The sequence below is a fragment of the Streptomyces sp. NPDC001108 genome, from assembly GCF_053598535.1.
Genome location: NZ_JBSFKL010000009.1, coordinates 149,509 through 167,956, shown reverse-complemented (window position 1 = coordinate 167,956; position 18,448 = coordinate 149,509). Strand labels below are relative to the sequence as shown.

At 71.8% G+C, this 18,448-nt stretch carries 20 protein-coding genes and 1 pseudogene; 11 read left to right on the top strand and 10 right to left on the bottom strand.

Features of this window, described 5'->3' with window-relative positions; genetic code table 11:
• From ACWC97_RS21350 to ACWC97_RS21330, 5 genes are all read right to left on the bottom strand, one after another.
• On the bottom strand, nucleotides 1–771 hold the full coding sequence (locus ACWC97_RS21350) for a YidC/Oxa1 family membrane protein insertase (protein WP_352273775.1): 771 nt from the start codon (nucleotides 769–771) through the stop codon (nucleotides 1–3).
• Between the two features lie 143 nt (nucleotides 772–914).
• Nucleotides 915–1,247 (bottom strand): DUF6412 domain-containing protein, encoded by a 333-nt coding sequence (locus ACWC97_RS21345; protein ID WP_450650890.1) that lies wholly within the window; start codon nucleotides 1,245–1,247, stop codon nucleotides 915–917.
• Between the two features lie 136 nt (nucleotides 1,248–1,383).
• On the bottom strand, nucleotides 1,384–2,883 hold the full coding sequence (locus tag ACWC97_RS21340) for a sodium:solute symporter family protein (RefSeq protein ID WP_450650888.1): 1,500 nt from the start codon (nucleotides 2,881–2,883) through the stop codon (nucleotides 1,384–1,386).
• Entirely contained in the window at nucleotides 2,880–3,038 is a 159-nt protein-coding gene (locus ACWC97_RS21335; RefSeq protein WP_124723383.1) for a DUF3311 domain-containing protein, read from the bottom strand. Before ACWC97_RS21335 ends, ACWC97_RS21340 begins: the two co-directional genes overlap by 4 nt.
• 55 nt (nucleotides 3,039–3,093) lie before the next feature.
• The gene (locus ACWC97_RS21330) at nucleotides 3,094–3,900 is read right to left on the bottom strand and encodes a class E sortase (RefSeq protein WP_450650886.1); all 807 of its coding nucleotides are present in this window, start codon (nucleotides 3,898–3,900) and stop codon (nucleotides 3,094–3,096) included.
• Between the two features lie 78 nt (nucleotides 3,901–3,978).
• Here ACWC97_RS21330 and ACWC97_RS21325 point away from each other — a divergent pair, with 78 nt between their 5' ends.
• The 4 genes and pseudogenes from ACWC97_RS21325 to ACWC97_RS21310 form a co-directional block, all read left to right on the top strand.
• Entirely contained in the window at nucleotides 3,979–4,980 is a 1,002-nt protein-coding gene (locus tag ACWC97_RS21325; protein WP_450650884.1) for an SEC-C metal-binding domain-containing protein, read from the top strand.
• A gap of 104 nt (nucleotides 4,981–5,084) precedes the next feature.
• Entirely contained in the window at nucleotides 5,085–5,639 is a 555-nt protein-coding gene (locus ACWC97_RS21320) for a GNAT family N-acetyltransferase (RefSeq protein ID WP_450650882.1), read from the top strand.
• Between the two features lie 20 nt (nucleotides 5,640–5,659).
• Nucleotides 5,660–6,394 carry an HNH endonuclease gene (locus ACWC97_RS21315; RefSeq protein WP_450650880.1) on the top strand — a complete coding sequence of 245 codons (735 nt, stop codon included), beginning with the start codon at nucleotides 5,660–5,662 and terminating at the stop codon, nucleotides 6,392–6,394.
• 159 nt (nucleotides 6,395–6,553) lie between these two features.
• Nucleotides 6,554–6,934: pseudogene (locus ACWC97_RS21310) on the top strand (DUF5753 domain-containing protein); the annotation flags it as partial.
• Between the two features lie 157 nt (nucleotides 6,935–7,091).
• On the opposite strand, the gene ACWC97_RS21305 reads toward ACWC97_RS21310, so the two are convergent.
• On the bottom strand, nucleotides 7,092–7,835 hold the full coding sequence (locus tag ACWC97_RS21305; protein ID WP_450650879.1) for an LPXTG cell wall anchor domain-containing protein: 744 nt from the start codon (nucleotides 7,833–7,835) through the stop codon (nucleotides 7,092–7,094).
• A 240-nt stretch (nucleotides 7,836–8,075) separates the two neighbouring features.
• Here ACWC97_RS21305 and ACWC97_RS21300 point away from each other — a divergent pair, with 240 nt between their 5' ends.
• From ACWC97_RS21300 to ACWC97_RS21280, 5 genes are all read left to right on the top strand, one after another.
• Nucleotides 8,076–8,387: an ArsR/SmtB family transcription factor gene (locus ACWC97_RS21300; protein ID WP_352273756.1), complete on the top strand. Its 312-nt coding sequence runs from the start codon at nucleotides 8,076–8,078 to the stop codon at nucleotides 8,385–8,387.
• A gap of 94 nt (nucleotides 8,388–8,481) precedes the next feature.
• Complete coding sequence (locus ACWC97_RS21295) at nucleotides 8,482–9,714, top strand: MFS transporter (protein WP_450650878.1); 1,233 nt, start codon at nucleotides 8,482–8,484, stop codon at nucleotides 9,712–9,714.
• A 112-nt stretch (nucleotides 9,715–9,826) separates the two neighbouring features.
• A complete protein-coding gene (locus ACWC97_RS21290; protein ID WP_450650876.1) occupies nucleotides 9,827–10,642 on the top strand; it encodes a hypothetical protein in 816 nt (271 codons plus the stop codon).
• Nucleotides 10,643–10,785: 143 nt separating this feature from the next.
• Nucleotides 10,786–11,262 (top strand): GNAT family N-acetyltransferase, encoded by a 477-nt coding sequence (locus tag ACWC97_RS21285; RefSeq protein WP_450650875.1) that lies wholly within the window; start codon nucleotides 10,786–10,788, stop codon nucleotides 11,260–11,262.
• 303 nt (nucleotides 11,263–11,565) lie between these two features.
• Nucleotides 11,566–11,919, top strand: a complete 354-nt coding sequence (locus tag ACWC97_RS21280) for a hypothetical protein (RefSeq protein WP_352273752.1) — start codon at nucleotides 11,566–11,568, stop codon at nucleotides 11,917–11,919.
• 33 nt (nucleotides 11,920–11,952) lie between these two features.
• Here ACWC97_RS21280 and ACWC97_RS21275 read toward each other — a convergent pair whose 3' ends face one another.
• The 3 genes from ACWC97_RS21275 to ACWC97_RS21265 are packed head-to-tail and all read right to left on the bottom strand — an operon-like array spanning nucleotide 11,953 to nucleotide 14,957.
• Entirely contained in the window at nucleotides 11,953–12,810 is an 858-nt protein-coding gene (locus ACWC97_RS21275) for a PhzF family phenazine biosynthesis protein (protein ID WP_352273751.1), read from the bottom strand.
• A 3-nt stretch (nucleotides 12,811–12,813) separates the two neighbouring features.
• Nucleotides 12,814–13,455, bottom strand: a complete 642-nt coding sequence (locus ACWC97_RS21270) for a TetR/AcrR family transcriptional regulator (RefSeq protein WP_352273750.1) — start codon at nucleotides 13,453–13,455, stop codon at nucleotides 12,814–12,816.
• A complete protein-coding gene (locus tag ACWC97_RS21265; protein WP_450650872.1) occupies nucleotides 13,452–14,957 on the bottom strand; it encodes an MFS transporter in 1,506 nt (501 codons plus the stop codon). The genes ACWC97_RS21270 and ACWC97_RS21265 overlap by 4 nt, the downstream gene beginning before the upstream one ends.
• A 184-nt stretch (nucleotides 14,958–15,141) precedes the next feature.
• Here ACWC97_RS21265 and ACWC97_RS21260 point away from each other — a divergent pair, with 184 nt between their 5' ends.
• Nucleotides 15,142–15,444, top strand: a complete 303-nt coding sequence (locus ACWC97_RS21260; protein ID WP_352273748.1) for a hypothetical protein — start codon at nucleotides 15,142–15,144, stop codon at nucleotides 15,442–15,444.
• Nucleotides 15,445–15,608: 164 nt separating this feature from the next.
• On the opposite strand, the gene ACWC97_RS21255 is transcribed toward ACWC97_RS21260, so the two are convergent.
• Nucleotides 15,609–17,012 (bottom strand): DUF445 domain-containing protein, encoded by a 1,404-nt coding sequence (locus tag ACWC97_RS21255; protein WP_352273747.1) that lies wholly within the window; start codon nucleotides 17,010–17,012, stop codon nucleotides 15,609–15,611.
• 160 nt (nucleotides 17,013–17,172) lie between these two features.
• Between ACWC97_RS21255 and ACWC97_RS21250 the strand changes: the two genes are divergently transcribed.
• Nucleotides 17,173–18,426, top strand: coding sequence for an SGNH/GDSL hydrolase family protein (locus ACWC97_RS21250; protein WP_450650870.1), 1,254 nt, complete (start codon nucleotides 17,173–17,175; stop codon nucleotides 18,424–18,426).
• Nucleotides 18,427–18,448 lie beyond the last annotated feature (22 nt).

Genomic DNA, 18,448 nt, shown 5'->3' with positions numbered 1-18,448 from the left:
TCAGACCGGGCTGGCCACGGCGGCCCCGGCGGCCGGCATGTCGCGGTAGAGGACGGCCCTCTCGACCGCGGTCCAGGTGGTGCTGGTGACGACGTACAGCGCGGCGGCGAGCGGGACGACGGCCACGGTGACGAGGGTGAAGAACGACATCAGCGGCATCAGCCTGGTCATCGCGCCCATGCCGGGCACCGGCTGCCCGTCCGGGCCGGTGGCCGGGGTGACGGGGTTGGCGGCCAGCTGCCGCTTGGTGCGCCGGAAGTTGAACGTGGCCACGGCGGCGACCACCACGAAGAGCGCGAGGTAGACCAGCCCCTGCGTACCGAACGGCCCGCCGTGCGCGAGCGCGTCGTGCCAGCGCGCGCCGAGCGGGGCGCCGAGGAGCTGGTGGCCGAGGAGTTCGTTGGGGGCGTCGCCGATGCGGTGGCTGGAGAAGAGGTGGTAGAGCAGGAAGAAGGCGGGCATCTGGAGCAGGCTGGGCAGGCAGCCGGAGAGCGGCGAGACCTTCTCCTCGCGGTGAAGCTCCATCATCGCCTTCTGGAGCCGTTCGGGGTTCTTGCCGTGCTTCCTGCGCAGTTCCGCGATCTTCGGCTGGAGCCTGGTGCGGGCCTTCTGCCCCCGCGCCGCAGCCCGCGACAGGGGGTGGACGGCGAGCCGTACGAGTGCGGTGAACAGCACGATCGCGGCGGCGGTGGAGGCGGTCTGGAAGAGCGGGTGCAGCGCGTCGGCCAGCGCGCCGACCAGGGCCGCGAACGCGGACATGAAGACGGACATGGGTGAGCCCTCCGGGGGTCTCGTCGTGCCGGGAGAAGTACGGGATCGGCATGACGGACCGCGCGGCGGGGCGGCGAACGGCGCCTGCTCCGGCCGGTGTCCGGGGGAACCGGAACGGCCGGGACGGCGGCGGGAACGAGCCCCTACGCGGTCGTCGGGAGGGCGTGTCCGGGGGCTCGGGGGCGTCTGCTCCCCTTGGCGTCGGGGTCGCGCTGGGGAAGGAACGCGGTGCGTTTCTCCCGGTCCCGGATGGCGGTGCGGATCCGGGTGCGGGGCACCGGGGGCGCGCAGCGGGCGCTGATGAGGGAGGCGACGGCGAGCGCGGAACCGGCGGCCGCGGTGGCGGCCAGCGCGACCGCGGCGGAGAGGCTGCCGCCCTCGGCGAGCAGCACCTCGGTGAGGAGGAAGAGCAGCAGACCGGCGGGGCGGAGCAGCCGGGCGAGGCCACCGCGCAGACGGTTCATGTCACCGTTCATCGGCCCCTCCCCCTCTTCCCTCCGGCCGGACGCGTCGTCCGGTGCTCTCCAGCCGTTATACACGACCGGCCGTGACGACCGGCCTACGAGGCCGACCCGCGGGACCGGTCCACGCCCGCGCCGTGGGCCCCGGCCCTCACTCCGCCGCCACGGGAGGACGGACCTCGTCCCGCGCCAGCACCTCCTCGTCCGGCCGGTCGTCGCGCTCGCGCGGCCCCGCGTACGTCACGGCGAGCGCGACGGCGAGGTTGGCGGCGAGCGCCACGATCCCCGCGTTCACCCCCCACACCGGATCGTGGTCCGTGAACACGAACCCGCACACCAGGGCGACACCGACGGCCAGCCCGCTCAACGCCCCCCACAGGGTCAGCCGCCGCCACACCAACCCCAGCAGCACCATCGGCAGCAGCTGCGCCATCGCCTCGTACGAGATGAGGGAGAGCCGGACCAGGGTGTTCGGCGCGGTGTACGTCAGCAGCAGCGCGAGGCTCCCCGCGACCACCACGACGCTCTGCGCGGCCCCCTTCTGCCGCCGCTCCAGGCGCGGTACGAGCGAGACCACGCTGCGCCCCCACATGGTGCCGATGACCAGCATGAAGACGGCCATCGGCACGATCGAGGAGAGCGCGGCGGCCACCCCGACGACCCCGACCGCCCAGGCCGGCAGCGAGTCCACGACCAGCTTGAAGAGCGCCAGGTTGGACTCGGCGCCCACCAGTCCGGGCACGACGAAGAGCGCCGCCATGCCGAGCAGCATCGGCACGAACAGCAGCACGTTGTACGCGGGCAGCAGCATGGCGTTGCGGCGCAGCACGTCGGCGTTCTTCGCGCCGAGGTAGCCGGCGACGGTGGTCGGGAAGATGACCACGGTGAGCGAGTTGAGGAACGAGGTGGTGATGAACCACGCCTGGCCGAGCCCGCTGTCGCCGTGCCCGGGGAAGGTCAGCCACTCGCTCTTCTCGGTGACGAGCCGGTCGAGGAAGGGCCCGTACCCGCCGAAGTAGTGCGCCGGCACGTAGAACGCGAGGAAGCCGAGGGTGGCGATGACCAGCACGTCCTTGAGCACGGAGACCCAGGCGCTGCCCCGCAGCCCGCTCACCACGACGAAGCCGGTGGTGACGGCGAAGGCGATGAAATAGGCCCAGTTCAGGCTGATGGACCCGTAGGAGATCGTCGAGACGACCACGCCCATGCCGGTGATCTGGAGCTGGATGTACGGGAGCAGGAAGACGGTGACGAGCACGGCGAGGAACGCCCCGAGCCAGGGCCGCCCGAAGCGGTGCGCCACCATGTCGGTGATCCCGACGAGCCCGTGCTCGCGCGCGTACGCCCAGAGCATGGGGCCGACGACGTAGCCGACCGCGTACCCGCAGGACATGTACGCGACGACGTACAGCACCGGGGTGCCGTAGTTGTAGCCCCAGCCCGCGGCGCCCAGGTAGCTGAAGCTGGTGTAGCCCTCGCCGGCCATCAGCACCCAGATGAACACCGTGCCGAGGCTGCGCCCGCCGACGGACCACTCGGCGAGCCCGCCGCCCTCGCCGCCCTTCCGCCGCCCGCGCGCGGCGAGCAGCCCGAGGGCGACGGTGACGACCATGAAGGCGCCGAAGACGGAGGTCGCGACCGTGGCGTTCACCGGCGGTCCCCCCGCCGGGTCAGCCATACGGCGACGGGGGTCAGCAGGGTCGCCCCGAGCAGCCACACGAAGAGGAACGGCAGCCCGAGAATCACCGGGTGGACCCGGTTCACGAGCGGCAGCACCCCCAGGTACAGCACGTAGGGGACCAGCAACCACAACAACTGCGGACGTCGTCTGAGCACGTCAGGGAACCTTAGGCCCTCCGCGTCACCGCGACCGGGTCTCCACCAGTTTTCCCCAGACCACGAGCCGGTACCGGGAGGTGAATTCGGGCGTACACGTCGTGAGCGTCACATAGGAACCGGCCCGGTGGTACCCCGGGTACGGGGCCAGGTTGCTGCGCGGAACGGCCGCGACGACCCCGCCGTCGCGCGGGCTGGTGCGCGCCAGCGTCCGGTCGACGGTGTACGTGTACACGGCGTCCCGGGTCTCGACGGCGATGCGGTCGCCGCGCCGCAGCCGGTTGATGTACCGGAAGGGCTCGCCGTGCGTGTTGCGGTGCCCGGCGAGGGCGAAGTTCCCGGGGCGGCCGGGCTGCGCGGTGCCGGGGTAGTGCCCGACGTACCCCTTGTCGAGGACGCCCCGCTTGTCGATGCCCTGGGCCACGGGGGCGACGAGCCCGAGCCGCGGGATGCGGATGACGGCGTACGCCTGGTCGCCCCGCGGCTCCGTACGCCCGCCGGGCCCCCCACCGCCCCCGCCTCCCCCGTGCTTGCCCCCGCCCGCGCGCCCGTCCCCGCCCCCGCCCGCGTTCCCGCCCCTGTCCCCGTCTCCGTCCCCGTCCGGGTCCGCCCGCCCCACCGCCCACTCCCGCTGGAGCGACCGCACCTCGTCCCCGGCCCCGGCGCGGGCCTGCCGGTTGGTCCACCAGAGCTGATGAACAACGAGCAACAACAGGACGACGCCGAGGGTCACCACCAGCTCGGCGCCGGTCCAGAGACCGCGCGCGACGGCCCTGCGCCCGCGCGCGCTCCGTTGTGTCACCACCGGTATCCGCTCCCGCACGGGCCGCACGATAGGCCCCCGGCCCGTAACTCTCCAGGGTCCGAACGACCCTCCGCCCATGACCCGCACGGCAGTACGGTGTGGTCCATGCGCCCCGACACGCCTGCCGCCCACACCGCCGAAGCCGAGCGCCTGCTGCGCGCCGCGGCGCGGTACCCCGAGGACCGTGAGCCACTGCTCATCCAGGCCGCGGCCCATCTGGAACTCGCCGGCGACCGCACCCGCGCCACCACCCTCTACGAAGACCTCCTCGCCTCCCCCGACCTCGTCCGGCCCCACCTGGTCAAGGCCCTCAACGCGGCCAACCTGTGGGAGTACGGCCACGAGGCGGAGGCCCGCGCGATCATCGAGGGCGTCCGCACCGCGGGCCCCCTCGACCCCGGCCCCTGGGAGATCGCGGCCCTCACCTTCGAGGCCCACGACGAGCTGGAGTCCGCCCACGACTTCTTCTCCGCCGCGCTGGCCCTGCTCCTGACCCCCGGCGAGGAAGTGCCGTACGCCACCCGGTCCCTGCTCTTCGGCCGCCACCGGGTCCGCAGGCTGATGGGCACCGGCCACGACGCCTGGGACGAGCTGGCCGACACCCTCCACACCGCGTCCGTCCCCCTGGACGAGCTCCACGACCCCAAGCGCCTGTGGTCCCTGGGCTCGTCCGACCCGGCCGAGCTGAAGGCCGAGATCACCCGCCTGCGCGCCGAGTTGGGCACGTACCGGGACGCCCTGTCCCGGCCCTTCCCGGTCGCGGTGCTGCACTGGACCGAGGACGAACTCACCGAACTCCTCGCCGGCTACCCGGAGCTGCGCGGCGAGTACCCCTCACACACCGAACACCTGGCCCGCCTGGAATCCGCCCTGCGCGACCTCCACCAGGCCGGCACCCCGAACCTCGGCATCGTGACCGGCACGGTCCCGTCGTACGAGGCGTTCGCCGCCTCGGAGGCCACGTCCCCGTCCGACCCGGACCTCCTCCCCCAGTACGCCACCACCCTCGCCGCCCGCGGCCGCGCCATCCCCTGGCCCCCGGCCCGCACCGCCCCCTGCTGGTGCGGCTCCGGCCGCACCTACCGGGAGTGCCACGGCGCGGACTGACACCCCCCTGCGAACGGATGTGACACATCGCCCCCGATGTGTCACATCCGCGCGCCACGACAAAACACATCGGCCGCACGCCCGCCGATCCGTAGGGTGACGCCATGCCCGAACTCCAGCGCCTCCGCCCCGACCACGCGCCCGCCCTGCTCGCCTTCGAGCGCGAGAACCGCGCGTTCTTCGCCGCGTCCGTCCCGGACCGGGGCGACGCCTACTTCACCGACTTCGACGCCCGCCACGCCGCCCTCCTGGCCGAGCAGTCCGCCGACATCAGCCACTTCCACGTCCTGATCGACCCCGACGGCGAGGTGCTGGGCCGCTTCAACCTGATGGACGCCGTCGACGGCGCCGCCGAACTGGGCTTCCGCATGGCCGAGAAGGCCACCAACCGCGGCCTGGCCACCGCCACCGTCCAGCACCTCTGCACCCTGGCGGCCACCGACTACGCCCTGCACACCCTCCGAGCCAGAGCCGCCGTCACCAACACCCCCTCCCGCACCGTCCTCACCCGCACCGGCTTCACCCCCACCGGCGAAACCCTCCACCTCGACGGCCGGCCCGCCCTCGCTTATGTCCGCGAAGACCGAGAAGGTCGCCTCGACCGTCGTCCAGTGTGTGGCGCGGGTCGGCGTTCCTCAGACGGCCACCCACAGCTGTGAACACTCATACGAAATTTCCCATGCGTAGCCCTGACTGGACCTGGGACGAGTTGCTACTGATCTGTTCGCACGTCGTGAAGAACGACTGGCGCCAGCTCAGGGCCTATCAACAACCCACGCAAGACCTCGCTGAGCTTCTCCGCTCCCTGCCGCTTCACAGAGACGTTCCACGCGATGTACCCGCGTTCCGTTCTGCTGCCAGCGTCAGCCGCAAGAGCGCGGATCTCATCACAGGCCGCCCCGACCACTCCGGACCCGCTACCAAGGGAGGTCAGCTGACCAGGCTGGTAGCCAAGGCGTTCGTGGAACACGAAACAGAGATGTTGCTCGCGGCCAAGGCTATAGAGGATGGGATCGCGTCAGGTGAACTCTTCCTCATCCCCGAACAGCCCGACGAGGTGGCCGAGAATGGGGTGCCCGCCACCGAGGGACAGCTTCTTGCCCGCTGGGCCACGTTCCGCGAGCGGAATCCCGCACTGCGTAAGCGCAAAATTGCCCAGGCGCACAGAAATGGAACTCCTCTCCAGTGCTCTGTATGCGATTTCCGCTTCGACCAAACGTACGGCTCTCTCGGTGAAGGCTATATCGAAGTGCACCATACGCTCCCCCTCCACCTCTCGGGACCTCGCGAGACCAGACTGGAGGATCTTGCCTTTCTCTGCGCGAACTGCCACCGAATGTGCCACAGAAGCCATCGCGGCACGGTATGGCGTACCCCAACAGCCCTCCGGGCTGAAATAGGGAAATCCACCTGAGCCGACAACACCAATCGGCCAGCCAGGGCCGCCCCAGCTGTACGCACCGAAGGTGCACGACACTAGAGGAAGCCGGTCGGATCGCCGGCCCACACCGACCCCATTCCTGCTGGGATGGCCGTTGACGCTTGAGGAGGAGGCTGTGCGTGAGAACCACTTCGCCAGTGCCTGAGTCGACCGAACCCGCCCCATCTACGGGCGATCCTCGATGAATCGGTAATCCGACGTGTGGTCGGACCCCCTCAGCACATGCGTGACCAACTGGGCCACCTAGTGGAAGCCAACGCGTCGCAGCACATCACCCTGCAGGTACTGCCATTCTCCAAGGGCGCGCACGGTGCCGCCCAGGGTAGTTTCGTGATTCTCGGCGGAGCCGAAGTAATTCTGGACGTCGTGTACGTCGATCTGCACGTCGGTCCGCTCTTCATGGAGAAGGACGAAGAACTCGACCGAACCAGAATTGCGTTCGACTACCTGCGTACACAAGCGTTGGACATGGCATTCTCTTCGGCCATGATCGAGCGCGTCCGCAAGGAGTTGCAGTGCTTCCAGTACCTCCCCGCTCCTCGGAAGACCTCTACTGGTTCAAGTCGTCATACAGCGGCGCGAGCACGACCGAAACGCACCCCGTGCACGACGTGGTCCCCGCACTCCACGGTGTGGAGTGCGGGGACCACGGGGCTATGTCGGGGCCCGGTCAGTGCTGGGCGGCCTTGCGGCGGCGGAGGGCCAGGTAGGCGCCGGCGGCCACGAGGGCGGCGGCTGCTGCGGAGAGCAGGGCCACCGGGGCGCCCGTGCCGGTCTCGGCGAGGTCGCCCTCGGCGTGGTCGTCGGAGGTCGGCTTGGCCGCCGCCGGGGACGAGGTCGAGGCGGACGGGGTGGCGTCCGTGGGGGCGGACGAGCCCGGGGTCCCGGTCGGCGTCGCCGGCGTGGAGGTGTCGGTGCCGGGGGTGGACTCGGAGGGCGTCGGCTTCTCGCCGGGCTTCTCCTCACCCGGCTTCTCCTCACCGGGCTTCTCCTCGCCCGGCTTCTCGCCGCTGCAGTCGGTCCAGAAGACCTTCTGCTTGGCCTTGCCGTGCTCGCCGTCGAAGTTCCAGTACAGCTTGTAGTGGCCGTCGGGCAGCGTCTGGTCCGGCGTCCGGCCGTGGCCGTCGGCGTCGAGCTTCAGCGAACCGGACTTCACGATCTCGCCCTTGACGGCGGCGGTCGGGGCCCAGGCGGCGATGCGCCAGTCGACGTTCTGACCACCGTCGAACCCGAAGGCGTCGAGGTAGAACGTGCAGACGTGCGGCTCGTTCTTACGGAGTTCCTCGCCGGTCTTGGCATCGTGAATCTTCACGGTGCCGTTGTCGCCGGGAGGGTTGGCGTGGGCGGCAGGAGCGAAAATCATCGCTGCGGCTACGGCAGCGGTGAGCGTGCCTGCGGAAGCAAGTGGTCGCATGAACAATCCAACATCTGAAGAAGGGCTTCCGTGGGGGGCGCCTCAGCCTCCTGCGGTCGCATGATCCCGTCAAGGCACATAGATGCCCGCTTGTCGCCTATTCCTCCTTTGCCCTCCCGGCGCCGTATAACGATTGGGGCCCGGCGGGGGCCGGGGCGGGCGCGCGGCCGCATTTGACTCGACGCTACGTATCGCGAAAGATAGATGCGTACCTGATGAGCGCCACGAGGAGGCGGAGCGATGGACCCCCTGGCCGTGCACAAGGCGCTCGCCAACCCCGCGCGCCTCCAGTTCATGCGGTGGCTCAAGGAGCCCGGGAAGCACTTCGACGAGGACTCCTACCGGCAGCAGGGACTCGGCTTCCACATCGGCGTCTGCGTCGGCGACATCCAGAAGCGCTCCGGGCTGGCGCAGTCCGTGGTCTCCGGCTATCTGCAGACCCTCAAGGACGCCGGGCTGCTCACCTCGGAACGCATCGGCAAGTGGACCTACTACCGCCGCGACGAAGCGGCGATCGCCGAGTTCGCCGCCCACGTACGGGACGAACTGTAGGACGAGCGCGAGCCCGCCCCCACCGGGTGCGGCGTCGCGCCGACACCGCATACATCTAGATTTCGCGATTTAACGAAAGGACTTGGTCGTCTCGATGAGAAGGGCCTCGCTCGCCGTTCCGGTACTCGCCCTGGGCGTGTTCGGGATCATCACCACCGAGATGGGCATGGTCGGCGTGCTCCCCCGGGTCTCGGCCGAACTCGGCGTCACGCCGTCCGACGCCGGCTGGCTCGTCGGGGCGTTCGCCCTGGTCATCGCGGTCTCCGGACCGTTCACCACGCTGCTCGCCTCCGGGATCGACCGCAAGAAGGTGCTCGCCGCCTCGATCGCGGTGTTCGCCGTGTCCAACGCCGTCTACGCGCTCACCACGCAGTACGGGGTGATGCTCGCCTTCCGGATCGTGCCCGCCCTGTTCCATCCCGTGTTCTTCGCGGTCGCGCTCGCCTCCGCCGCCCGACTGGCATCCGGGGAGAACGCGACCCGGGCCACGACGACGGTGTTCGGCGGGGTCACCGTCGGCTTCGCGTTCGGCGTGCCGCTGACCTCGTACCTCGCCGACCACCTCTCGCTGGCCGCGGCCTTCTGGTTCGGAGCACTCGTCAATCTCCTCGCCCTGCTGGGCATCCTGCGGTTCGTGCCGCCGATGCCGGTCGAACGGCGCTCCTCCTACGGCGCACAACTGAGCCTGCTCAAGCGCACCGGTACCTGGCTGAGCATCGTCTCCGTCGTTCTCGTCTTCGCGTCGATGTTCTCGGTCTACGGCTACTTCGCGGAGTACCTGGGGCAGGTCACGGAGATGGGCGGTACGTGGGTCAGCGCGATGCTGATGGCCTTCGGCGTGGTGATGATCCTCGGCAACTTCGCCTTCGGCGGCCTGCTGCGGCGCTCCCCCGTCCGTACCGCCGTCGCCTACCCGGTGCTCTGCCTGCTGGTCTACGTTCTGGTGTACGCCGTCGGCCCGCTGTTCGCGCCGATGGCGGCGGTGGTCCTGGTGTGGGGCGTCGTGCACTCGGGCGGGCTCGTCGTGAGCCAGAACTGGCTGGGGCGGGACGCGACCGACGCACCGGAGTTCGGCAACAGCCTCTTCATCTCCTTCTCCAACCTGGGCATCACGCTCGGCACCGCCGTCGGCGGATGGGCCCTGGCGGCGTACGGGGCGCGTCAACTTCCCTGGGTCGGAGTGGGATTCGCGGTCGCCGCCGTGGTGGTGATGGCTCTGCGGCTGGGGCTCGGGGCACGGGTGAACCGATACGGCCGAACGAGTGGCAACCGTACGGAGTGCGGGGTGCGCGGAAGCGCTGTTCAGGAGACTGGCCAGGAGAGCTGACGGTGGTTCGGGAGAAGTCTCGCTTGAAGGTCGATTTCCGGCCACAACACAACACCCCTTACCCTGCGGTACATCGGTCACTAACGGTCAGCAGGGACAGAAGGGCACCTCCATGACTTCCGAGACCAGCACATTGGTCACCATCGACGCCACAACTTCCTTGCTGGAGGCGGAACTTCCCCGCCTCGAGCAGCACCAGCAGACGCTGGAGAAGGAACTCGCGGCCGTCACCGAGCGCCTGGGTTCGGTACGGACCGCACTGACCGCGCTGCGGGCGCTGTCGGGCTCGTCCGCGCCCGTCGCCGGGGAGGCGTCCGGGGTGACGGCCGATGCCGACGCGGCCGTCGAGGCGCCCGCGATCCCGCAGCAGGCGCGGACTTCCGCCGAGCCCGTCGAATCCGCCGAATCCGCCGAGTCCGTCGCGCGGGCGGAGGAGGAGCAGGCGCCCGAGGAGCCGGCCGCCACCCCCGCACGCCGTTCCACCGCGCGCAGGACCTCCGCCGCGCCCAAGAGCCGCAAGCGGGCCACCGCCAAGCCGAAGGCCCAGCAGCGCGGCCGGGCCAAGGTCGCCAAGGACACCGCCAAGAACGCCGCCGAGGACACCGTCGTGGACTCGGCCCCGGCGGCCAAGGCGCCGAAGAGCGCCACCACCGCCAAGGCCGCCAAGCCCGCGAAGGCCAAGGCGACGAAGCCCCGGGCCGCCAAGAAGGCGACGGCCGAGGACGAGAGCGGCAGCCTCACCGAGCTGACCCTGAAGGTGCTCGCGGAGGCCGGTGCCCCCGTGCGCGCCCGTGACGTGACGGAGGCGCTCGGGCGCGAGCTCACGCCCAACGGCATCAACACCGTGCGCAGCACCCTCGACCGGCTCGTCGCCACCTCCCGGGCCCACCGCGCCGGCCGGGGCCTCTACCAGTCGCCCGTCAACTGACGTACCGACAAAGGTAGTTCGCTGGGATGCCCGCCCCCGCCCACCGCGGGGCCGGGCATCCGCGCGAGAGCGCCGGTGCGGCGGCGCCCAGGGGCGGAAACAACCCGTTCGATGGAGCCGGTGCCGGTCGTTAGGTTGAGCCCATGTCTTCATCGTCATCACTGCGCCTGGAAGAGGTCACGGCGGACAACGTCGAGGCCGCCTGTGCGCTGACCGTCCGCCCCGACCAGCAAGGGCTCGTGAAGCCGGTCGCCTGGTCGCTGGCCCAGGCGTACACGACCCCCGACATCGCCTGGCCCCGGCTGATCTTCGACGGGGACCGGCTCGTCGGCTTCGTCATGGCCTTCTTCGACGTCGAGTTCGACCCGAAGGACGCGGGGACGCGCTCCGGGCTCTGGCGGCTGAACATCGCGGCCGACCAGCAGGCACGCGGGTACGGGCGGTTCGCCGTGACGGCGGTGTGCGAGGAGATCCGGCGGCGGGGCGGCACCCGGGCCACGGTGACCTTCGTTCCCGGTGAGCACGGTCCCGAGGGGTTCTACCGCGGTCTCGGGTTCGAGCCGACCGGGGAGACCAGCGAGGACCAGGTCGTCGCCGAACTGGACCTCGGCGACGCGTAGCGGTACGCGCGCGGCAGTACGGGTACAGCGGCGCCCGTACAGCGGTACGCGCGCAGCGGCGCGGTGTGATGTTCGTGGGTGCGCGTGTCGTGCTGTGGCCGGAAATGGCGGTGGGGTCGGTCCAGAAGGCGTCCGGACGGTCCGGGCGTCCGGGGCCGATACGGCGGATCATGACCCGGTTGGCGTCAGCAGAACCGATTCAGCAGTTGCCGTCCAGGTGACGGAGGCCGGAACGCGACGAGTAACCGCATGCCGAGGGCACAGACTTGGGCCGTTTCCCACCCCTCGCACAAGGAGTTCCCCATGCGCCTGTGTCCACGTTCCGCCGTTGCCGCCGCCCTCGGCGCCCTCTCGCTCGTCGTCGCCGTCCCGGCCTCGGCGAGCGCGGCGACCGGAGACTTCACGTACGTCTACTCCGGCCTCGACGGCTCGCTGCGGCCCGGCTACCTGGTCGACCCGCCGAGCCGGATGTGCATCACGCTGCCCGAGGTGGCCGACCCGTCCTCGTCGCTGCCCGCGACCACCCCGCTGAACCTCACCGGCTCCACCGCGACGGTCTTCACCGGCCCGGACTGCGAGGGCGACCACTTCTCGCTCCGGCCGCACGGCGGCTACGCCTCCAGCCGGCTGAAGCTCCGTTCGGTCGTCTTCAGCTGAACATCCGGGCGGCGCCGGGGCGGGCGGTCCGGTTCAGATCGCCACCGCGGTGCCGCTGACCTCGATACCGGTGTCCGCCCCGGCGGGCACCCGTACCCGGATCGTGCTCGGCCGCCCCATGTCGTACCCCTGGTGCACCGTCAGCGTCGCGGGGGTGTCGACGAGGCCCTCGGTGCGCAGGTAGCCGCCGAAGGCCGCGGCCGCGGCGCCGGTGGCCGGGTCCTCGACGACGCCGCCGGGCGGGAACGGGTTGCGGGCGTGGAAGACCGAGGGGGACTCGCGCCAGACCAGATCGACGGTGGTCCAGCCGTGGTGCGCCATGAGGGCGGCGAGTGCCTCCCGGTCGTAGTCCAGCCGGGCGAGCCTGGTGCGGTCCGCCGCCGCGACCACCGGGTGCCAGGCCCCCGCGTACGCGGCCCGCACGGGCAGCGCGGGGTCCAGGTCCTCCGCCGACCAGCGCAGCGCCGCGAGCAGCCGGTCCGTCACGTCCTGCGGGATCGGCTCGGACCGGGGCGGGACGCTGACCAGGGTGGCCATGACCGATCCGTCCGGCCCGGTCTCCGTGGCCACCAGCACCTCGCCGGCCTTCGTGCGGAAGGTGCGCTCGCCCACCCCGTGCCGCCGGGCGTGGGCGACGGCGGTGGCGATGGTGGCGTGCCCGCAGAACGGCACTTCGGCCAGCGGGCTGAAGTACCGGACGTCGAGGTGGCTTTCCCGTCCCGGCTGCGCCGAGCCCCGCGGCGGGAGGACGAACGCGGTCTCCGAGTGGCCGACCTCGGCCGCGATCCGGAGCATGGCCGCGTCGTCCAGCCCGGACGCGTCGAGGACCACGCCCGCGGGGTTCCCGCCGGAGGGGTCCGTGCTGAACGCCACGTATTCGAGGATTTCCATGGATCAGGACCCGTCTATCAGGGCCTGCAGCGCGGGCGCGTACAGGTCGGCGAGGTGTTCGGGGGTGGCGTCCGCCCCGGCGCCGGAGCGGTGGAGGCCGAGGGTGGCGCCGAGGCCGAGGAGGTGACCGGCGATCAGTTCGGCGCGCAGGGTGCGTTCGCGGCCGGTGAGGCGGGCGGCGAGGGCGTCGGTGACCTGCTCCTGGAAGCGGTCGCGCAGCAGGGAGCGTTCGTCGCGGTTGCCGAGCGAGAAGACGACGCGCAGCAGCGGGTCCGACTGGAGTGTGCGGCGGTGGCGGACGAGCGTGACGACCATGTGGCGGCCCAGTACGGGCAGCGGGGCGTCGAAGAGCTCGGCGGCGGCGGGGCCGAAGTCGGCGACCGTGTTGAAGAGCTCCTCCTTGCGGCCGAAGTGCTTGACCACCAGCGAGGGGCTCACTCCGGCGTCGGCCGCGATGCCCCGGATGGTGACGTCGGCGTACGGGCGCTGGGTGAACGCCCGGCGGGCCGCGCGCAGGATCGCGTCGCGGCCCGTGCCCGCATCGCCCGTACCCGGGTCCCCCGTGCGCGGCTCGCGCGTGCCGGGGCCGCCCGGGTCGGTGTCGGACCGGACCGGGGCCGGTACGGCGGCCTGCCCGCTGGTCATGTGCTCTCCTGGATCGGCATCGTCCGCACACCGTCCTTCCGGTCGCCCGGGACGTCGCGGCTGCTTTCGACCGTACCTGTCGCGGAGGTGCGCGCGCCCGGCAGGAACAGGGTGACCAGCAGCGCGAGGAGCGCCGCGCCCCCGGCGATCAGGAAGACGAGCTGGTACGCGTGGAGCGTCGGGGCGGTCCGGCCGCCCACCCGGAAGGTGAGGTTGGCGAGGACGGCGGCGACCGTCGCGCTGCAGAACGCCTGCCCGATCGAGCGCATCAGGGTGTTGAGGCCGTTGGCCGCGCCGGTCTCGCTCATCGGGACGCCGCGCATGACCAGGGCGGGCAGGGCGGAGTACGCGATGGCCGTGCCGGAGGCGACGACCGTCGCTCCGGCGATGATCAGCCAGAGGTTGTGGCTGGTGAAGTAGCGGACCCCGTAGCCGGTGGCGATCACCGCGGCGGCCAGGGCCAGGCTGACCTTGGGGCCGTGCTTCCCGGAGATCCGGGCCGAGACCGGGGAGAGGGCGACCATCATCACGCCGCCCGGCAGCAGGCAGAGGCCGCTGACGACGAGCGAGGCGCCGAGCCCGTAGCCGGTCTCCTTGGGCTCCTGGACCATCTGGGCGGTGACCAGGGAATTCGCGTAGAAGGCGAAGCCGATGAGCAGGGCGGCGACGTTGGTGAGCAGGACGGCGGGGCGGGCCGAGATCCGCAGGTCGACCATGGGCGAGGCGACCCGGAGTTCGTACGCCCCCCAGCACAGCGCCACGACGACGGCCGCGACCAGCAGCCCGAGCGTCCGGGCCGAGGTCCAGCCCCAGTCGGCGCCCTGGGTGACCGCGAGCAGCAGGCAGACCAGGGCCGCGGAGAGCCCGAGCGCGCCGAGCGCGTCGAAGCGGCCCCGGCTGCGCAGCGGCGACTCCGGCACGCACCACAGCACGAGCACGATGTCGAGGACGCCGATCGCGCCGGAGACCCAGAACATCGTGTGCCAGTCGAAGTTCTCGACGACCAGGGCCGCGACCGGCAGGCCGACCGCCGCGCCGATGCCGAGCGTCGAGCTCATCAGTGCCACGGCGGACAGCACGCGCTCGGGCGGGAGTTCGTCGCGCAGGATGCTGATGCCCAGCGGCAGTACGGCCAGCGCGGCGCCCTGCAGGGCGCGTCCGGCGATCAGTACGCCGATGTGGGAGCTGACCGCGCACAGCACCGAACCGGCCACCAGCACCCCGAGCGAGGCGACGAGCACCCGGCGCTTGCCGTACATGTCGCCGACCCGGCCCAGGACGGGGGTGAAGACGGCGCCGGTCAGGAGGGTGACGGTGACCAGCCAGCTCGCGGCGGCCGGGCTCGCGCCGGTGAGGGCCGGGATGTGCGGGAGCAGAGGGACGACGATCGTCTGCATCACCGCGACGACGACGCCGCAGAACGCCAGGACGCTGACGGCGAACCGGGGGTGTGCGGGCTGCTTCGCGGCGGGGGTCGGGTCGGCGGGTATGTCCGCTGGCATGGCTCTCCGTACAGGGTCCGGGACTGCTGGGGTGTACGCGCGTTCACCCCAGGGTAAACGCGTGTGCACCCCCTCGACGACCGGTACCCCGGCAACCGCGTTAGCCTCGAAGACCCGGGCCGGGACGTGTCGGACACGCCCACGGGGCCCGGATCACCGAGACGAGAAGGCGAGGGTGGCTGCGATGGCGAAGGTTCCGGCAGCGGCGGTTGCGGCGGGCGGGCTGGTCGGCGGATACGCCGTGGCCCGGTGGACCAGGAAGCGGCCGCTGGGCGGGGTCGCCCTCGCCGCCGCGGGCACGGTCGCCGCGTACGAGTGGAACCGGCAGGCCGGGCCGCGGGCGGCGGCCGGACTGACGACGGCCTACCTCGCCGCGTTCGCCGGATCGCACCCGCTGGCCAAGAAGATCGGCGCCTGGCCCTCCGTCTTCGCCGTGGCGGGCTCCATGGCCGTCGCCTCGTGGGCGGTCACCCGCCGGGCCGCCTGAGGGCCTGGTACGGGAACGGGCGCGGGGCGGCCTCCCCGCGTACGGGAACACGAAAAGGGGCGGGGCTCCCGGAGAGATCCGGAAGCCCCGCCCCTTTCGCGCACGCGACGCACACCGGCCCCGTTGCGCGCCCAGCGCCCGGCGGCCCCCAGGACACCGCCCCGTTACGCGCCCAGCGCCCAGGACACCGTGTAGATCAGCAGACCGGCCAACGCGCCCACCACCGTGCCGTTGATCCGGATGAACTGGAGGTCGCGGCCGATGTTCGCCTCGATCTTCCTCGACGTCTGGTCCGCGTCCCAGCCCGCGACGGTGTCGCTGATCAGCGACGTGATCTCGGTGCGGTACGTCGTGACGACGTAGACCGCGGCGTCCTCCAGCCAGCCGTCCAGCTTCGCCTGGAGCCGCTCGTCCGTGGACAGCCGGGCACCCAGCGCCATCAGGGAGGCCCGCGCCCGCAGCCGCAGCTCGCTCTGCTCGTCCTCCGCCGCCGCGATGATCATCGCGCGGACCGACGACCAGGCCGAGGCGATGACGTCCTGGACCTCGCCGCGCCCCAGGATCTCCGACTTCAGCCGCTCGACCCGGGCCCGGGTGTCCGAATCGGTCCGGAGGTCGGACGCGAAGTCCGTCAGGAAGGTGTCGATCGAGGCGCGCGCCGGATGGCCCGGCATGTCCCGCATCTCCGTGACGAACCGCAGCAGCTCCTTGTAGACCCGCTCCCCGATCCGCTTGTCGACGAACCGGGGCGTCCAGCCCGGCGCCCCGCCCTGCACCGCGTCCATCACCGAATCGCCGTGCCGCACCAGCCAGTCGTGGGCCTTCACACAGACCAGGTCCACCACCTTGCGGTGTCCCCCGTCGGCGACGATCTTCTCCAGCATCTTCCCGAGCCCGGGACCGACCTCCGCCGCGTTGGCCCGCCGGGTGATCGCCTCACCCACCACCGCCTGCACGTCGGAGTCCCGCAGCACCCGCATCGCCCCGCGCAGCGCGGTCGACAACTCGGCGGTCACCCGGTCGGCATGGGCCGGATCGGCCAGCCAGGCACCGAGCCGCCGCCCGGCGCGCAGGGCGTGGATCCGGCCCCGGACCACGTCACCGGAGAGAAAATTCTCCCCGACGAAGGAACCCAGTGAGGCCCCGAGCTGGTCCTTCTTGGTGGGGATGATGGCGGTGTGCGGGATCGGCAGGCCGAGCGGGCGCTTGAACAGCGCCGTGACGGCGAACCAGTCGGCCAGCGCGCCCACCATCCCCGCCTCGGCGGCCGCGGCGACGAAGCCCGGCCAGCCGCCCACCCCCGCGCTCCTCGCCCAGGTGGCGAGCGCGTACACCAGCGCGACCAGCAGAAGGAGGCCCGTGGCCGTGGTCTTCATCCGGCGCACCCCGCGCCGCTTCTCCTCGTCGGCCGCGGTGTACGCGAACGAGCCGAGCGGCGCGGGCCGGGGGCGCCCGGGCCCCTCCCCGGCCCCGGAGCCCTCCCCGGCCCCGCTGCCGTTCCGCTCGCCCGTACGCGCCGGCTGCCGCGCCCCCGGCTCCCCGGGGCCGGTCCGATCGTTCCGTTCCATCCGCTCCACCTGTCCGCGCACTCCTCGCGCCCGGAAAACCGTACGCAACGTCCCTACCTGACCTACTCCCGGGCCGCACGCCGAGTTCCCGGCGCCGCGCCCCTCCCGTCCTGCCCCATCATGGGACCAGTCCGTTTGATCTTGAGGAGAGACACCGCCCATGCCCAGGCGCCAGGGGTTCCCCCCGCTCATCGCCCCCGTGGCGGGCACCGCCGCGCTCGCCGCCACGGTGGCGTTCGCCGGCTCCCTGCTGTTCTCCGGCCCCGGCGACCAGTCGGGCGCGGTGGTGGCCGTACCCGGGCCGCGGTCCGCGCCCCGGACGCCCGCCGCCCCCGCGCACACCACCGGGCTCTGGGCCGCCACCTGGACGGCCTCCCCCGTCACCGGGATGGCCGACTCCACCACCGGCAGCACCCTGCACCGCCGCACCATTCGTAACGTCGTCCATACGAGCATCGGCGGGAGCGCGGCCCGCATCACTCTTTCGAATCTTTTCGGCACCCATCCGCTGGTCGTGGAGCAGGCCGGGGTCGGCGGCCGCCCCGCCACCTTCGGCGGGGCGCGCTCCGTGACCGTCCCGACCGGCGGGCAGGTCGTCAGCGACGCCGTGCCCGGACCGGTCGCCCCCGACGCCGACCTCGTCGTCACCCTGCGCGTCCGCAGCCCCGAGGGACCCGTCACCGTCCACGAGCGCAGCCACCAGACCTCGTACCTGGACACCGCGTGGGGCACCCGGCGGACCGACGACTGGCGCTACCTCACCGCCGTCGACGTCCACACCCTCACCGCCGTCGGGACCATCGCCGTGATCGGCGACTCGCTCACCGCCGGCACCGGCTCCAGCACCGACACCAACAACCGCTGGCCCGACGTCCTCGCCGACCGGCTGCACGGCCGGTACGGGGTCGCCAACGCGGGCATCGCCGGCAACCGCCTCCTGCTCGACGGCAGCGGCGTACGGGCCCTCGACCGCTTCGAGCGCGACGCACTGGACGTCGCCGGGGTGCGTACGGTCGTCGTCGCGCTCGGCATCAACGACGTGCAGCGCTCACCGCAGGAGACCCACCCGCAGCACATCTCGGACGCCCTGCGCCAACTGACCGAGCGCGCCCACGCCCGCGGACTGCGGGTGGTCGGGGCGACCCTGATGCCGTTCGAGGGCTACCGCACCTGGACCCCGGCCCGCGAAGCCGTACGGCAGCGGGTCAACGAACTGATCCGGGCGGGCGGCGTCTACGACGACGTCATCGACTTCGACGCGGCGGCCCGCGACCCGCACCGCCCGACCCGGCTCCGGCCGGAGTACGACAGCGGCGATCACCTCCACCTCAACGACGCGGGCTACCAGCGGCTGGGCTCACTGGTGGACCTGGCGTCGCTGGAGCACGAGGAAACCGTCTCCGACCAGCTCTGAGAGGCGAGGGAGAGGGCCGGGG

Excerpts from the sequence above, each read along its gene's own strand:
- ACWC97_RS21300 (WP_352273756.1), top strand. The coding sequence starts at position 8,076 with ATGGACCCCCTGGCCGTGCACAAGGCGCTCGCCAACCCCGCGCGCCTC.
- ACWC97_RS21295 (WP_450650878.1), top strand. The coding sequence starts at position 8,482 with ATGAGAAGGGCCTCGCTCGCCGTTCCGGTACTCGCCCTGGGCGTGTTC.
- ACWC97_RS21350 (WP_352273775.1), bottom strand. The coding sequence starts at position 771 with ATGTCCGTCTTCATGTCCGCGTTCGCGGCCCTGGTCGGCGCGCTGGCC.
- ACWC97_RS21270 (WP_352273750.1), bottom strand. The coding sequence starts at position 13,455 with ATGACCAGCGGGCAGGCCGCCGTACCGGCCCCGGTCCGGTCCGACACC.
- ACWC97_RS21325 (WP_450650884.1), top strand. The coding sequence starts at position 3,979 with ATGCGCCCCGACACGCCTGCCGCCCACACCGCCGAAGCCGAGCGCCTG.
- ACWC97_RS21305 (WP_450650879.1), bottom strand. The coding sequence starts at position 7,835 with ATGCGACCACTTGCTTCCGCAGGCACGCTCACCGCTGCCGTAGCCGCA.
- ACWC97_RS21265 (WP_450650872.1), bottom strand. The coding sequence starts at position 14,957 with ATGCCAGCGGACATACCCGCCGACCCGACCCCCGCCGCGAAGCAGCCC.
- ACWC97_RS21275 (WP_352273751.1), bottom strand. The coding sequence starts at position 12,810 with ATGGAAATCCTCGAATACGTGGCGTTCAGCACGGACCCCTCCGGCGGG.
- ACWC97_RS21345 (WP_450650890.1), bottom strand. The coding sequence starts at position 1,247 with ATGAACGGTGACATGAACCGTCTGCGCGGTGGCCTCGCCCGGCTGCTC.
- ACWC97_RS21315 (WP_450650880.1), top strand. The coding sequence starts at position 5,660 with ATGCGTAGCCCTGACTGGACCTGGGACGAGTTGCTACTGATCTGTTCG.
- ACWC97_RS21255 (WP_352273747.1), bottom strand. The coding sequence starts at position 17,012 with ATGGAACGGAACGATCGGACCGGCCCCGGGGAGCCGGGGGCGCGGCAG.
- ACWC97_RS21260 (WP_352273748.1), top strand. The coding sequence starts at position 15,142 with ATGGCGAAGGTTCCGGCAGCGGCGGTTGCGGCGGGCGGGCTGGTCGGC.
- ACWC97_RS21320 (WP_450650882.1), top strand. The coding sequence starts at position 5,085 with ATGCCCGAACTCCAGCGCCTCCGCCCCGACCACGCGCCCGCCCTGCTC.
- ACWC97_RS21250 (WP_450650870.1), top strand. The coding sequence starts at position 17,173 with ATGCCCAGGCGCCAGGGGTTCCCCCCGCTCATCGCCCCCGTGGCGGGC.
- ACWC97_RS21285 (WP_450650875.1), top strand. The coding sequence starts at position 10,786 with ATGTCTTCATCGTCATCACTGCGCCTGGAAGAGGTCACGGCGGACAAC.
- ACWC97_RS21280 (WP_352273752.1), top strand. The coding sequence starts at position 11,566 with ATGCGCCTGTGTCCACGTTCCGCCGTTGCCGCCGCCCTCGGCGCCCTC.
- ACWC97_RS21290 (WP_450650876.1), top strand. The coding sequence starts at position 9,827 with ATGACTTCCGAGACCAGCACATTGGTCACCATCGACGCCACAACTTCC.